The organism is Geoalkalibacter ferrihydriticus DSM 17813, from assembly GCF_000820505.1.
Lineage (GTDB): Bacteria > Desulfobacterota > Desulfuromonadia > Desulfuromonadales > Geoalkalibacteraceae > Geoalkalibacter > Geoalkalibacter ferrihydriticus.
This window is the reverse complement of the sequence record NZ_JWJD01000001.1, coordinates 463,778-476,759: the sequence shown is the minus strand read 5'-3', so window position 1 is coordinate 476,759 and position 12,982 is coordinate 463,778. Positions and strand designations below refer to the sequence as shown.

Genomic DNA, 12,982 nt, shown 5'->3' with positions numbered 1-12,982 from the left:
CTTATGAGTTCAGGTGTGTACAGTGCCCTTTCCGGTGCCCGCTCGCGCATGCAGTTGCTCGAAGTGGTCAGCAACAACCTGGCCAATGCCCACACCGCCGGGTACAAGAAGGACCGGCTGTGCTTTGAGTCCCTCATCGACGGCGCGCGCCAGCGCAGCCTCGCCAAAGGCGTGAACTTCAATCGCAGCGCCGAAGGTTACACCGATCTTTCCCAGGGGCTGTTTCAGGCCACGGGCAACCCTTTTGATGTGGCCATTGATGGTCCGGGTTTTTTCAAGATAGAAGGGCAGGGCGGTGATTTCTACACCCGCCAGGGCAATTTTCGTCTGGATGCCGAAGGTTTCCTGGTCAACAGTAGCGGCAATCGTGTGCTTGGCGAAAATGGTCCCATCCAGCTTGGTGACGAAGAGGTGCGCATCGACGAAGACGGCCGCATCTGGGCTGGCGAAGTCGAGGCGGGACGCTTGGCGGTTGTCGAGGTGAATGATCCGCGCGCGCTGCAAAAACGGGCCGACGGCTTGTTTGCACCGGCTCCCGAAACCATTGAGGTTCCGGTGTTGCGCCCCAATCTGGTTCAGGGACAGATCGAAGGGTCCAACGTCAATCCTCTGCAGGAAATGACCCTGCTGATGGAGGCCCATCGCAGCTTCGAGGCCTATACCAAAATGATGAAAATCTACTCGGACGTCAACAGCAAGGCCGACGAGCTCGGCAGCCTCGGTTGATAAGTGATATGCGCACCGGCTGGGTCGGTTGCGCACAGAATAAGGAGATATACAGCAATGATCAGAGCACTTTGGACCGCAGCGACCGGCATGACCGCCCAGCAGCTCAACATGGACGTCATTTCCAACAATCTGGCCAATGTCAACACCGCGGGCTTCAAGAAGAGCCGCGCCGACTTCCAGGACCTGCTCTACCAGACCAGCCGGACCGCCGGTGCCGAATCGGTGGAAGGCAACGAGGTGCCCACCGGCATTCAGGTCGGCCTCGGTGCGCGCGCCGCAGCTGTGCAGAAGGTCTTCACCGTTGGTGACCTGATGCAGACCGGCAATGATCTGGACGTGGCGATTGAAGGCGCGGGCTTTTTCCGTGTCCAGCTGCCCGGCGGCGAAGAGGCCTACACCCGCGCCGGAGCCTTCAAAAAAGACGGCACCGGACGGCTGGTTACCTCCGACGGCTATCCGTTGTTGCCGCAGATCATTGTTCCCGAAAACACCACGCGCCTGGCCATCACCGAGGACGGTGCGGTCAACGTGTTCCTCGACGGCAACAACCAGCCCAACCAGATCGGGGATCTCGAGCTGGCCAAATTCAGCAATCCCGCCGGGCTCCATGCCATGGGCCGCAGCCTGTTTCTTGAGACCCCGGCCTCGGGTCCCGCAGTACTCGGCACTCCCGGTCTGGAAGGCTTCGGTGGCTTGGCCCAGGGCTTTCTCGAAGGTTCCAACGTCAGCGTCATGGAAGAGATGGTGAGCATGATCGCCACCCAGCGCGCTTACGAAATCAATTCCAAAGCCATTCGTTCTGCCGACGAAATGTTGCAGATGGTCAACAATCTGGCCTGATGAGCATTGTTGGGCGCAAAGCTTGCAGTGAATGGATGTTATGAAACCTTTGATAACCACCATTTTTCTGTGCCTGGTGCTGCTGAGCGGCGCCGCTTTCGCCGTCGCCTCCGCACCCGCCAAGGGCACCTACATCGGGCCTGAGCAGATCCGCGCATTGCTTGAGGACTACCTTGAGGAGAAGCGGGGTTTGCTGCCCCAGGGCGAGATCCGCATCCGAACCCTTGACGTCAACAACAGCTTCACCCTGCCCCCGGGGCGGGTGAGCCACGAGATCATTCCCTCGGATCCGCAGATTCTCACCAGTCGCCGCTTTACCTTCATTTTCCAGGTGGATGGGCGTACTCAGCACAACCAGTCCTACCGTGTCGTGCTAGAAGCCCTCGCCCCGGTGGCGGTGGCTGCGCTGGACCTGTCACGCGGGGTGACCCTGACCGAGCGCGACATCAACTTTGTCGAGATGGATCTGGCGCGGGTGCGCAATCCGGCATTTTCCGCCGAGGAGCTGGTTGGAAAAGTGCTGCGGCGCACGGTGCGCCTGGGTGATGTTCTTGACCGCAGCTTCGTTGAGGAGCCCTCCCTGGTGCGGCGCGGCGAGGTGGTGACCATCATCGCCAAGCGCGGCGCCCTGCAGTTGAACGCAACGGGCGTGGCACGCGACGAGGGCAAGTTGGGCGATACCATCCGCATTCGCAACAGTGCTTCGCAGAAGGAAATCCTCTGCGAGGTGGTGGCTCCGGCCACCGTCACGGTGGAGTTTTGACATGAAAGAACTTGTCTGGCGCCTTGCGGCGCTGTTGCTTATTGCCGCCCTTTCCGGTGGCTGCGCGGGGCGCTCGGGCAGCCATATGTCGGAAACGGGCTTTGCCCCGACTGAGGTGGTCATTGTTCCGGAGCGGCCCGCGACGCCGGGTTCCCTGTGGACCACCAGTCAGGGCGGTTTGCTCTATGACGTCAAGGGTCGCTATGTCGGCGACATCATCACCGTGGCGATTTTCGAGCGGGCCAGCGCCAGCCGCGAAGCGACAACTTCCACCGGGCGCAGCAGCAGCGCCTCGGCCGGCATCTCGCGCCTCTTCGGCCTGGAAAAGTCCATTGGCACCATCAACAGCGCCATCGATCCTGAGCGCCTGATCAGCGCCAACTACGAAAACAACTTCCAGGGGTCGGGTTCCACCACGCGTCGCGAGGACTTGGTAGCGACGATCACCACTCAGGTGGTGGAGGTGCTGCCTAACGGCAACCTGCGCATCGACGGCAGCAAGAACGTCATTGTCAACAACGAAGAGCAGGTCATCCGCCTGGCCGGCATCGTGCGGCCCGCTGACATCAACGCCGGCAATGTGGTCGACTCCCAGCACATTCTCGACGCGCGCATCGCCTACACCGGCAAGGGCGTGATTAGCGACAAGCAGCGCCAGGGCTGGCTGGTGCGCATCCTCGACACCATCACGCCCTTCTAAGAGGACTTTACAGGCATGAAACGATTTTCATACGTCGCATACATCCTCCTCGTCCTCTGCCTATGCCTGGCCCCCAGTCTCTCCCAGGCCACCCGCATCAAGGACATCGCGCGCCTCGAAGGAGTGCGCGACAACCAGTTGGTGGGTTACGGCCTGGTGGTGGGTCTCAACGGTACCGGCGACAGCCAGAGCACGCAGTTTACCGTGCAGTCGCTGGTGAGCATGATGGAGCGTCTCGGTGTGTCTGTCGATCGCCGTCAGGTACGCGTCGACAATGTCGCGGCGGTCATGGTGACCGCTCAATTGCCGCCCTTTGCCAAAGCCGGCGGCACCATCGACGTGCTGGTTTCCTCCATCGGCGACGCGGACAGCCTGCTTGGCGGTACCCTGCTTATGACGCCTCTCAACGGCCCCGACGGCAGCGTCTATGCGGTGGCCCAGGGACCGCTGGTGGTCGGAGCTCTGGCGTTCGGCGGCAAGGCGGCCACCGTGCAGAAGAATCATCCCACCGTGGGGCGCATCCCCGGCGGAGCCCTTGTCGAGCGTGAGGTGCCCCTGGCCCTGGGTGCGGGAGACATTCTTACCTACCGGATCCAGAATCCCGACTTTACCACCATTTCGCGCATGAGCCGGAGCATCAATCAGCGCTTCGGCGAGGGCGTCGCCGCCGCCGTCGACGGCGGTAGCGTGCGCGTGCGACTTCCGGCGTCTTACAGCGGCCGGCTCATTGAATTCATCGCCGCCATGGAAGAGCTTTCCGTCACTCCCGATACGGTGGCGCGCGTGGTCATTAACGAAAAAACCGGCACCATCGTCATGGGCGACAATGTGCGCATCCAGCGGGTGGCGGTGAGTCACGGCAACCTCAACCTGGTGATCAGCGAATCGGCCCAGGTTTCCCAGCCCGGTCCCTTCTCCGAGGGAGAGACGGTGGTGGTGCCGCAGACCGGCATTGAGGTGCTCGAAGAGCAGGGCAATCTGGTGGTGGTCGAGCCCGGGGTGTCCCTAGGCGATATCGCCCGTGCCCTCAACGCCATCGGCGCCACGCCACGCGACCTCATCGCCATCTTTCAGGCGATCAAGGCGAGCGGCTCCCTGCATGCCGAACTGGTGATTCTCTAAACAGACCATCCGCACTGACGAGGCCCTATGAGCACCAACATCGATCCGCGCCTGCTGGTTACCGCGACTCTGCCCAACGCGCCCGAGTCGTCCACCAAAAACAAGAACCCGGAGCAGCTGCGCGCCGCCTGTCAGGATTTTGAAGCCCTGTTCGTGCACGCCATGTTCAAGGAAATGCGCAAAACCATCCCCCAGGACGGCCTGCTGCCCCGTGGCATGGGTGAAGATGCCTTTCAGGAGATGATGGATTGGGAGCTGGCGCAGCAGACCTCGCGCACCAGCAGTCTGGGCATAGGCGAGGCGTTGTTTCGGCAATTGGGCGGTGAAGGTAAAAAGTAACTGGATTCCCCGGCTACTGCCGGGGCCGTCAGATTTCAATTAAAAAAACCGGGGTCCGGAGGCGGACCCCGGTTTTTTTTGCTAAAGGATATTGCTGCGGTTGCCGAAAAGAGGGCAGGACGATAAGTAGATGGCGCTGCGGCGAATAACTGCCGCACTGCGCTGCGCTCGAAAATAAGGCCGCATGCGGCCGACCGGAAGGATGGCCCCCATGAGTATCAAGAAAATTTTCGGCAATCAGATCGTGCCTCCGCCGGCCCCCGCGCGCGGAGCGCAAAAAGCGGGCGCCAACAAGGCGGGTGCGGCGCGGGCGACGGACAAGGTCGACTTCTCTTCTGTGCTGCAACAGGTCAACAAAGCCAAGGAGTCCAAGGGCATGGCCGATGTGCAACGCGCCGAGAAAGTCGCCGCGCTCAAGGCGCAGATCGCCAGCGGGAGCTATCAGCCTGATCTGCACAAAGTTGCCGCAAGTCTTTTGAAGTATGTCACGGAGGGCGGAAACCATGGCCAGTCATGATCCCTACGCGAGCTTGCAGCGTTTGCATGAGCTGATCCTGCAGGAGCGTGCGGCGGCGCGCGGTCTCGATATGTCGGCGCTCAATGCGGTGGTCCGGGAAAAGGAAGAACTGATTCAGGCCCTGCATGAGCAAGGATCACTGGATGCTTATGCGGATGATGAACTGGCGGGGCTTGCCGAGCGCGTGCGCGAGGAGAACCGGCGTAACGCCTATCTGTTCTGGACCGGACTCAATCTGGTGCGCGACACCATGGCTTTTTTCGAAAAACAGGTGCCGCCGCCGGGCTACGGCGCCGCGGGCCTCATGACTCAGACGCGCCCCGGTGGACGCCTGCTCTCGGGGAGGATCTGAGCCATGGCCGGACTCCTCAGCGCCCTCAGCGCCGGCAAGACCAGTTTGCGCACCAGCCAGAAGGCGGTGGAAATCGCCGGCAACAACATCGCCAACGTCAACACCCCGGGTTATTCGCGGCAGGTGGCGGTGTTCCAGCCGGTGCCCTCCTTGGAGTTGCGCGGCTTTTTCATCGGCCAGGGCGTCAATATCAACAATATCGCCCGCGAGCACGACGTTTTTTTGACGCGCCAGATTCACGACAAAAGCGGTACTCTCGGCGAGGAAAGCGCGCGCTTGGCGCCCATGGCCGAGCTGGAGCGTATTTTCAGCGTCGCCGAAAACAATCTGGCCACGGAGATCGACCGTTTTTTCGATTCATGGAAGGAACTTTCCACCAATCCCAGCGGTCAGACCGAGCGTCAGATCGTGCTGCAGCGCGGCGATCTGCTGGCGCGTTCCTTCGAAGACGCTGTCACCAGCCTGACCGGAGCGCAGCGCAACATCAACGCCTCGGTGGAATCCAAGGTGACGGGTGTCAATCCCGTGCTGCGGGAGATTGCCGATCTCAACCTGCGCATCTCCACTTTGGAGATTTCGGGGCAGACCGCCAACTCCGACCGCGACCGGCGCGATATGCTGCTGGAGGATCTTTCCAAGCAGCTCGGCGTCACCTATTACGAAGAAAAAGGCCAGGTCTCGGTCCAATTGCCCGGTGGTTTGCCCCTGGTCCAAGGCACCCAGGCCATGAGCATCGAAACGCAGATGGACAGCGCGCTCAATCTGCAACTGGTGCTGCGCACCGGCCCCAATACCACCACCGACTTGAGTACCAACATGCTCGGCGGGGAATTCAAAGGGCTGCTGAGTGTGCGCGACGAGTTCATCCCGCAGCGCATGGAAGAGCTTGATCACCTGGCCTACAGCCTGGCGTATCAGGTCAACGATCTGCATCGCGCCGGCACCGACCTCGACGGGCAGGCCGGGCTGGATTTCTTCATTGCGACGCCCGACCCGCCGGGAGCGGCACCCAACCCCCCGGCTGTGCCTTTGGCGGCCCATGAAAAGGGTTTCGCCAAGAGCCTGGCCGTGGCCCTGAGCGATACCCGTCAGGTCGCGGCGGCCCAGGGCGGAGTGCCCGGCGACCCGCTCATCGGCGACAACCGCAACGCTTTGGCCCTGGCGTCTCTCGCCGACAATCTGCAGGCCGTGGACGGTAATGACTCTTTCATCGGCTACTTCTCCAAGATTACTTCCAAGGTGGGCACTGAAGCGAGTCGCGGTGCGCTGGCCGCCCAGGGGATGGAGGATGCCATGGTGCAGATCAAAAATATGCGTGACGCCACGGTGGGGGTCTCACTGGAAGAGGAGATGATCGACCTCATTCAGTTCCAGAAGGGTTTCGAGGCCTCGGCGAAATTTCTGGCGGTGGTCGACGAACTGATGGAATCCATCCTGAACCTCAAGAGGTAAGCCATGCGCGCCACTTTGACCACGACTTATCGCAGCTTGCTGGCCAATCTCTCGCAGTCCACCAACCGGCTTGAGGATCTGCGCATTCAAGCGGCGACCGGCAAACGTATGAACAAGCCCTCGGATGATCCTTCGGCGATCCGCCCGGTCCTCGACAGCCGCGGCCAGATCCGCTCCTCCGAACGATTCCTGCGCACCCTGGGCACCTCCGCCGATCGACTGGGGATTCTCGATACACACCTGGACCGGGTCGATAACCTCATGGTGCGCACCAAGGAAACCCTGGTCTACGCCGGCAACGGTAGCCTCTCGCAGCAGGATCTGGCGACCCTGGGCGACCAGGTACGCCTGATGAAGGACGAACTGCTCGCCGTGGCCAACGCCAATGTTGACGGCAAGTATTTGTTTTCCGGCTACAAAGAGAACATGCGGCCCTATCCGACCGGCACACCCGGTGAGTTTGAAGGCGATACCCAGCTTATTGAGCTCGAAATCGGCCCAGGCGAGAAGGTTCCTGTCAGTCTGTCCGGTGACGCCGTGTTCGGTGACCCGGGCACGGGCAAGGACATCTGGCAGCTTTTTGACAACATGATCGCCGCTCTCGCCGCCGGCGACAGCGGCGCCGCCCTGGCGGAGATGGACGATCTCGATCAGGCCGCCGACCATATGCGTGCGCAGCGCTCGCAGATGGGCAACATCGCCCAGCGTGTCGACAATGCCCAGCTCAACATGGCAGACATGCGCATCGACATGATGGCCATGCTCTCGCGTTACGAGGATGCCGACCTGGTTGAAACCATCACCAACATGACCATGCAGGAAACCGCCTTCAAGGCTGCGCTCGACATCACCTCGCGGGTGTCGCGGCTCTCGATTCTCGATTATATGCGCTAGAGGTTTGCACGCTTCTTGCAGTCCAGGAAGGACAGCAACACATCACAGCCAGGGAGGGCGAGAATATGCTGGTACTGACCCGCAAGGCCGGAGAAGGAATCGTTATCGGTGAGGACATCCGGATCACCGTGGTCGAAATCAAGGGGGGCGCGATCCGTATCGGCATCGATGCTCCCGCCGACAAAAAAATCTACCGGCAGGAAATCTTTGAGCGCATCTGCCGTGAAAATCAGGAGGCCACACAGTGGAACCCGTCCGATCTGGATGCCTTGAGCGAGAGCCTGCAGAAGCGCAGGCGCCCATGAATAAAATTATCGGCACCCGCTTCGGCGATATCGAATACGAGCCGGACAAGACCCTGCATTTCCCCGAAGGGCTCATCGGCTTCGGCCATCTGCGCGATTTCGTGGTCATGCCGCAGCGCAAGCCCGGACCCCTGTTCTGGATGCAAAGCGTCGAGGATCCGGCCCTGGCTTTTATCCTGACCGACCCCCAGGGGTTCTTTCTCGACTATGCCGTCACTCCCGATGCTGTTGAGCTGCGCAAACTCGGAATCGACGAACAAGACGAATGCCTGGTGCTGGCGGTGGCCACTGTGCCCCCCGATCGCAAAATTACTCTCAATCTGGCCGCGCCCATCCTGTTTTCGCCGAAAAACAATCGGGCCGTTCAGGTGATTCTCGAAAAAACTTCCTGGCAGACCCGCACACCCCTGCCGGCGGCTTGATCTTTTCGTAATTATTCAGTTGCAACCTCCGACAGTGCCGCACGCTGCCCCTGCACCCTGAGGTGCGTGCTGAAAAGTTTGCATCTTTTTTTCTGCCAGTCCGCACAAAACCACGACAGCGAAAGGGCTCAGAGGCGCGAATAATGTGCCCCTGGGCCTTTCGTCGTTGGTCTGTGTGCAACCGGGCCATACCTGCGTTGACAGTTCTCCCTGCCGCGGCATAGAATGCCGATTGTTTTCGCTGTATTCGCGCTGAATGCTCAGCAACCGGCAGCACAACCTCCGTGGCTCTCTATCCATGAAAAAACGCACCCTTTTTACCTGTCAGCAATGCGGCTGCCAGAGCCCCAAATGGCTGGGGCGCTGTCCGGACTGCGGTCAATGGAACTCCCTGGTGGAAGAAAGCGTCACGCCGCAGCGCGGCGCGGCGCGCGGCACGGCCACCGCGAGCAGCACGCCGCAGCGCCTGACCGAAGTGGCGACGAGCAAAGAAGATCGCCTGTTGTGCGGTATCGGCGAGTTTGATCAGGTGCTGGGCGGCGGGGTCGTGGCGGGCTCGCTGATTCTCATCGGCGGCGATCCCGGCATCGGCAAGTCAACGCTGTTGCTGCAGGCCATCAGCCGCCTCTCCGAACAGGGGGGCGCTTTGTACGTAACGGCGGAAGAATCGACGCGTCAGGTGAGGATGCGGGCCGATCGCCTCGGGGTGCGCGCCGAAAATCTCTATCTGCTCGCCGAGACCTCTCTGGAGGCGGTGCTTGAGCAGGTGCGGGCGCTCAAGCCCGGTTTTCTCGTCATCGACTCCATTCAGACCATCTTCACCGCCGCCCTGGATTCGGCGCCGGGCAGCGTCAGCCAGGTGCGCGAGTGCGCCGGGCGCCTCATGCAGGTCGCCAAGGGTGACGCCATCCCGACCTTTCTAGTCGGTCATGTGACCAAGGATGGCGCCATCGCCGGGCCGCGCATGCTCGAGCACATGGTCGATACGGTTCTCTATTTCGAGGGCGAGCCCGGCCATCCCTACCGGATTCTGCGCGCGGTCAAGAATCGTTTTGGTTCCACCAATGAAATCGGCGTGTTTCAGATGAAGGACTCGGGCCTCGCCGAAGTCGGCAACCCGTCCGAGTTGTTTCTCTCCGAGCGCCCCGAAGGGGCGGCGGGCAGCGCCGTGGTACCGGCCATGGAAGGCAGCCGCCCGATTCTGGTGGAATTGCAGGCCCTGGTGTCGGGCTCATCCTTCGGTACGCCGCGCCGCACTACCATGGGCATCGATCACAATCGGGTGTCGCTGTTGGTGGCGGTGCTGGAAAAGAAGGTGGGCCTGTCGCTGCTCTCCCAGGACATCTTTCTCAATGTCGCCGGCGGCGTGCGTCTCGACGAGCCGGCTATCGATCTCGGCGTGATGGCGGCGCTGGCCTCCAGCCATCTCAACCGACCCATTGCCGCACGCACCATCGTCTTTGGCGAAGTTGGCCTGGCGGGTGAGGTGCGCGCCGTATCGCACCCTGAGCTGCGCGTCAAGGAAGCCGCGCGCCTGGGTTTTGACCGTTGTTTTCTGCCCGCCGGCAGCCTCAAGAGTGTTACCGCCCCGGCGGGGTTGCAGCTCATCGGGGTGAAGAGCGCTGGTGAGGTCATGGATGGAATCTTTGATTAAGGATGCTGAGATGACAGAGCGTTTGACCCATTTTGACGAAGAAGGCCAGGCCGTCATGGTCGATGTCGGCGCCAAGGCCGATACCCAGCGGCTGGCCGTGGCCCGTGGCGAAATCCGTATGCGCGAGGCGACCCTGCAGCGCATTCTCGACCGCACCCTGGAAAAGGGCGATGTGTTCGCCGTGGCGCGCATCGCCGGCATCATGGCGGCCAAGCAGACCGCGGGGTTGATTCCCCTGTGTCATCCTCTGATGCTCAACGCGGTGACCCTTGATTTCGTGCCCCATCCCGGCCAGGGGCGGGTGGAGGTCGAGGCGCGGGTCAGGGTCGACGGCAAGACGGGAGTCGAAATGGAGGCCCTCACCGCCGTGTCGGTGGCGGCGCTGACCATCTACGACATGTGCAAGGCGGTGGACAAGGAAATGGTTATCGGCGAAATCCGCCTGCTTGAAAAGCATGGCGGTAAAAGCGGTTCCTTCGTGCGCGGTGCGGACGCGGGTGGCGCGGCATCTTCAGCTCAGGAGTAGCGCGCCATGACCCTGAATACCCTTGGCACTCCACTACAGTTCCGTATCCGCCGCGCTTTTCTGCTGCCTCTGGGTCTGCTGCTGGCGCTGACCCTGCTGCTGCTGCTCGTTTGTCTGCTGCAAGGCCAGACCGGCGGCAAGGTTGTCATCCTCGGTCTGATGCTGCTGCCCATCGGTGGCCTGTTTGTGGAAAGTATGGCGCGGCGCACGGAAATCGAGGCGGGTGGAGTCACCGTGCACAAGTTCATGCGCCGCCGACATCTGCCCTTTGCCGAACTCACCGCCGTGGAGGCAACCCTGGTGCGCAAACGCGCGTTTTTGAGCCTCAGCACCCTTGATCACTTTGTGATCTTCTCCAATGCCTACGAGGATTTTCCGCAACTCGTGAGATCCCTGCTGGCCCAGGCACCCGATGAGACGATCAGCGCCGATGCGCGCACTCTGGCGACCAATCCCCCGACAAAGAGCACGGATATCGTTTCCTGTTGGGTGGCCGTGGGGTTGATGGTGCTGATTCTGCTGGTGCAGCTTTTCAGCGGTGGCTGAAGAAGCGGGCGGTGTGCCTGCTGCGGCTCCGGCGGGCCCCCGGATTTGACCTCAGCGGCAGCTCTTGGTATAAAAGGGCGTTAGGAAATGGTTGCGGACCCTGTTTCCGTGAATCACAACTTCAACCCTTGCCCCAGGGAGAGGCATGCTTGAAACCAGGAAAAAAGAGACTATCGCCCCCAATACTGACTGGAGCCGGATTGACTGGCGGGAAGAACTGAAAAACAACGTCACCAACGTCGATGAACTCAAGAAATACGTGACCCTGTCAGCCGAGGAAGAGGCGGACATGCGGCGCATCGTCGACAACCACCCCATGAACATCCCCCGCTATTATCTGGATCTTGTCGATACCGGTAATCCACAGGATCCTATCCGCAAGATGTGTGTGCCCGAAGCCGATGAGCTTATTGTCGCCGGCGCCATGGGCGAAACCACCGGTGACCCTTACGGCGACGACAAGCACGACAAGGGCAATGGTATTCTGCACAAATACTCCTATACCGCCCTGGTGGTCGCCACCGAATACTGCTCCATGTACTGCCGTCATTGCTTCCGCAAGCGCATGGTCGGCCTGCCCAATGAGCAGACCGTACAGAACTTTCGCGGCGCGGCGCGCTACATTGCCGAACACCCGGAAATCACCAACGTCGTGATCAGTGGCGGCGACCCCTTTCTGCTGCCCAACGAGGTGCTGCGACCCATGCTCGACGCGCTGCGCGGCATCCCGCACCTCAATTATGTGCGCATCGGGTCACGGGCGCCGGTGGTTTTCCCCATGCGTTTTTTCGATGAGGAACTCCTCGAACTGCTTGCCGATTTCAATCAGCACAAAGCGCTCTATGTGCCGACCCACTTCAATCACCCGAATGAGATGACCCCGGTGGCGCGACAGGCCGTACAGAATCTGCGCAGCGCCGGCATCACGGTCAATAATCAGGCCGTCTTTCTGCGTGGCGTCAACGACGATGAAGACACCCTCGTCGAGCTGATGAACGGGCTGCTGCGCATGGGTGTGAGCCCCTACTATCTGTATCAGTGCATGCCCGTGTCGCGGGTGCGGCATCACTTCCAGGTGCCCCTTAAGGAGGGTATCGACATCATTGACCGCGCCCGGCGGCGCATGGACGGCTACGCCAAGCGCTTCAAATTCATCCTCGGTCACGATATCGGCAAGCTCGAAGTCTGCGGACGCATCGACGATAAAGTGTTCTTCAAGCAATTGCACGCGCGTCCCGGTCATCGCGAGGAAGCCTCACGCATGTTGGTGCGTCAGCTCACCGATTCCGGTGGCTGGCTCGATGATCTGCCCGAGGTCGAGATTTAGAGGTGCGGCACCAGGAGCAGCAGCGCAAAAGACCTTGCGTTTCACCCCCATCCGTGCTAAATCTGTCCGCCGCATAAACAATGGCAAAGACCACGTCGGGGCGTAGCGCAGCCTGGTAGCGCACCTGCTTCGGGAGCAGGGGGTCGGAGGTTCGAATCCTCTCGCCCCGACCATTTTCCTCCTTGCGTTTCATAGGCTTTCGATCTCGAGTGCGGAAGCCGAAAAAGACAAAATAAGCGCCTTCGGTCCCAGTACGGTCCGTAGGCGCTTTTTTGTGCTTCGTCCTCGATTTTTTTTGCCAAAAAACGGGTAAGAGGCTCCATCAGGCCTGACGTCCGCCCCCTTCTACGGGCAAGCGAAATTGTGGTACGGGAAGACCTGACCCAATGTGCCCTTTGTCCCCAATGTACCCTGTTACAATATCACCAGATTGCGAATACATTTCATGTTTGGCGTAAAACGTCAAAAATGTTATAAATCAGGGATAAGTTCCC

General features: G+C 60.7%; 16 protein-coding genes and 1 tRNA gene. All 17 read left to right on the top strand.

What is annotated here, in order from left to right:
- Nucleotides 1-3: 3 nt before the first annotated feature.
- The 17 genes from flgF to GFER_RS02265 all read left to right on the top strand — a co-directional run bounded on the left by flgF (nucleotide 4) and on the right by GFER_RS02265 (nucleotide 12,661).
- The gene (gene flgF, locus GFER_RS02345) at nucleotides 4-726 is read left to right on the top strand and encodes a flagellar basal-body rod protein FlgF (RefSeq protein ID WP_040095684.1); all 723 of its coding nucleotides are present in this window, start codon (nucleotides 4-6) and stop codon (nucleotides 724-726) included.
- Between the two features lie 57 nt (nucleotides 727-783).
- The gene (gene flgG, locus GFER_RS02340; RefSeq protein WP_040095682.1) at nucleotides 784-1,569 is read left to right on the top strand and encodes a flagellar basal-body rod protein FlgG; all 786 of its coding nucleotides are present in this window, start codon (nucleotides 784-786) and stop codon (nucleotides 1,567-1,569) included.
- A 40-nt stretch (nucleotides 1,570-1,609) separates the two neighbouring features.
- Entirely contained in the window at nucleotides 1,610-2,332 is a 723-nt protein-coding gene (gene flgA, locus GFER_RS02335; RefSeq protein WP_040095679.1) for a flagellar basal body P-ring formation chaperone FlgA, read from the top strand.
- 1 nt (nucleotide 2,333) lies between these two features.
- A complete protein-coding gene (locus GFER_RS02330) occupies nucleotides 2,334-3,032 on the top strand; it encodes a flagellar basal body L-ring protein FlgH (protein ID WP_040095677.1) in 699 nt (232 codons plus the stop codon).
- Nucleotides 3,033-3,047: 15 nt separating this feature from the next.
- Nucleotides 3,048-4,154 carry a flagellar basal body P-ring protein FlgI gene (locus GFER_RS02325; protein WP_040095675.1) on the top strand — a complete coding sequence of 369 codons (1,107 nt, stop codon included), beginning with the start codon at nucleotides 3,048-3,050 and terminating at the stop codon, nucleotides 4,152-4,154.
- Nucleotides 4,155-4,181: 27 nt separating this feature from the next.
- On the top strand, nucleotides 4,182-4,493 hold the full coding sequence (locus GFER_RS02320; protein ID WP_052445878.1) for a rod-binding protein: 312 nt from the start codon (nucleotides 4,182-4,184) through the stop codon (nucleotides 4,491-4,493).
- A gap of 211 nt (nucleotides 4,494-4,704) precedes the next feature.
- Complete coding sequence (gene flgM / locus GFER_RS02315) at nucleotides 4,705-5,010, top strand: flagellar biosynthesis anti-sigma factor FlgM (protein ID WP_052445877.1); 306 nt, start codon at nucleotides 4,705-4,707, stop codon at nucleotides 5,008-5,010.
- The gene (locus GFER_RS02310; protein WP_040095672.1) at nucleotides 4,997-5,362 is read left to right on the top strand and encodes a flagellar protein FlgN; all 366 of its coding nucleotides are present in this window, start codon (nucleotides 4,997-4,999) and stop codon (nucleotides 5,360-5,362) included. The genes flgM and GFER_RS02310 overlap by 14 nt, the downstream gene beginning before the upstream one ends.
- Nucleotides 5,363-5,365: 3 nt before the next feature.
- Complete coding sequence (gene flgK, locus GFER_RS02305) at nucleotides 5,366-6,814, top strand: flagellar hook-associated protein FlgK (RefSeq protein ID WP_040095670.1); 1,449 nt, start codon at nucleotides 5,366-5,368, stop codon at nucleotides 6,812-6,814.
- A gap of 3 nt (nucleotides 6,815-6,817) precedes the next feature.
- On the top strand, nucleotides 6,818-7,708 hold the full coding sequence (gene flgL / locus GFER_RS02300; protein WP_040095668.1) for a flagellar hook-associated protein FlgL: 891 nt from the start codon (nucleotides 6,818-6,820) through the stop codon (nucleotides 7,706-7,708).
- Nucleotides 7,709-7,773: 65 nt separating this feature from the next.
- Nucleotides 7,774-8,013: a carbon storage regulator CsrA gene (csrA, locus tag GFER_RS02295; RefSeq protein WP_040095666.1), complete on the top strand. Its 240-nt coding sequence runs from the start codon at nucleotides 7,774-7,776 to the stop codon at nucleotides 8,011-8,013.
- Entirely contained in the window at nucleotides 8,010-8,435 is a 426-nt protein-coding gene (locus GFER_RS02290) for a flagellar assembly protein FliW (protein ID WP_040095664.1), read from the top strand. Before csrA ends, GFER_RS02290 begins: the two co-directional genes overlap by 4 nt.
- Before the next feature lie 298 nt (nucleotides 8,436-8,733).
- Nucleotides 8,734-10,089 carry a DNA repair protein RadA gene (radA, locus tag GFER_RS02285; RefSeq protein WP_040095661.1) on the top strand — a complete coding sequence of 452 codons (1,356 nt, stop codon included), beginning with the start codon at nucleotides 8,734-8,736 and terminating at the stop codon, nucleotides 10,087-10,089.
- A gap of 10 nt (nucleotides 10,090-10,099) precedes the next feature.
- On the top strand, nucleotides 10,100-10,615 hold the full coding sequence (moaC, locus tag GFER_RS02280; RefSeq protein ID WP_052445876.1) for a cyclic pyranopterin monophosphate synthase MoaC: 516 nt from the start codon (nucleotides 10,100-10,102) through the stop codon (nucleotides 10,613-10,615).
- A gap of 6 nt (nucleotides 10,616-10,621) precedes the next feature.
- Complete coding sequence (locus GFER_RS02275) at nucleotides 10,622-11,161, top strand: hypothetical protein (protein ID WP_040095659.1); 540 nt, start codon at nucleotides 10,622-10,624, stop codon at nucleotides 11,159-11,161.
- A gap of 145 nt (nucleotides 11,162-11,306) precedes the next feature.
- A complete protein-coding gene (locus GFER_RS02270; protein ID WP_052445875.1) occupies nucleotides 11,307-12,488 on the top strand; it encodes a KamA family radical SAM protein in 1,182 nt (393 codons plus the stop codon).
- A gap of 96 nt (nucleotides 12,489-12,584) precedes the next feature.
- Nucleotides 12,585-12,661, top strand: a tRNA-Pro gene (locus GFER_RS02265).
- Nucleotides 12,662-12,982: the final 321 nt, after the last annotated feature.

Bases quoted from the DNA above. Each gene is read 5' to 3' on its own strand.
- csrA (WP_040095666.1), top strand. From the start codon at position 7,774: ATGCTGGTACTGACCCGCAAGGCCGGAGAAGGAATCGTTATCGGTGAG.
- flgA (WP_040095679.1), top strand. From the start codon at position 1,610: ATGAAACCTTTGATAACCACCATTTTTCTGTGCCTGGTGCTGCTGAGC.
- flgG (WP_040095682.1), top strand. From the start codon at position 784: ATGATCAGAGCACTTTGGACCGCAGCGACCGGCATGACCGCCCAGCAG.
- GFER_RS02310 (WP_040095672.1), top strand. From the start codon at position 4,997: ATGGCCAGTCATGATCCCTACGCGAGCTTGCAGCGTTTGCATGAGCTG.
- radA (WP_040095661.1), top strand. From the start codon at position 8,734: ATGAAAAAACGCACCCTTTTTACCTGTCAGCAATGCGGCTGCCAGAGC.
- GFER_RS02320 (WP_052445878.1), top strand. From the start codon at position 4,182: ATGAGCACCAACATCGATCCGCGCCTGCTGGTTACCGCGACTCTGCCC.
- GFER_RS02270 (WP_052445875.1), top strand. From the start codon at position 11,307: ATGCTTGAAACCAGGAAAAAAGAGACTATCGCCCCCAATACTGACTGG.
- moaC (WP_052445876.1), top strand. From the start codon at position 10,100: ATGACAGAGCGTTTGACCCATTTTGACGAAGAAGGCCAGGCCGTCATG.
- GFER_RS02290 (WP_040095664.1), top strand. From the start codon at position 8,010: ATGAATAAAATTATCGGCACCCGCTTCGGCGATATCGAATACGAGCCG.
- flgM (WP_052445877.1), top strand. From the start codon at position 4,705: ATGAGTATCAAGAAAATTTTCGGCAATCAGATCGTGCCTCCGCCGGCC.
- GFER_RS02330 (WP_040095677.1), top strand. From the start codon at position 2,334: ATGAAAGAACTTGTCTGGCGCCTTGCGGCGCTGTTGCTTATTGCCGCC.
- GFER_RS02275 (WP_040095659.1), top strand. From the start codon at position 10,622: ATGACCCTGAATACCCTTGGCACTCCACTACAGTTCCGTATCCGCCGC.
- GFER_RS02325 (WP_040095675.1), top strand. From the start codon at position 3,048: ATGAAACGATTTTCATACGTCGCATACATCCTCCTCGTCCTCTGCCTA.
- flgL (WP_040095668.1), top strand. From the start codon at position 6,818: ATGCGCGCCACTTTGACCACGACTTATCGCAGCTTGCTGGCCAATCTC.
- flgK (WP_040095670.1), top strand. From the start codon at position 5,366: ATGGCCGGACTCCTCAGCGCCCTCAGCGCCGGCAAGACCAGTTTGCGC.
- flgF (WP_040095684.1), top strand. From the start codon at position 4: ATGAGTTCAGGTGTGTACAGTGCCCTTTCCGGTGCCCGCTCGCGCATG.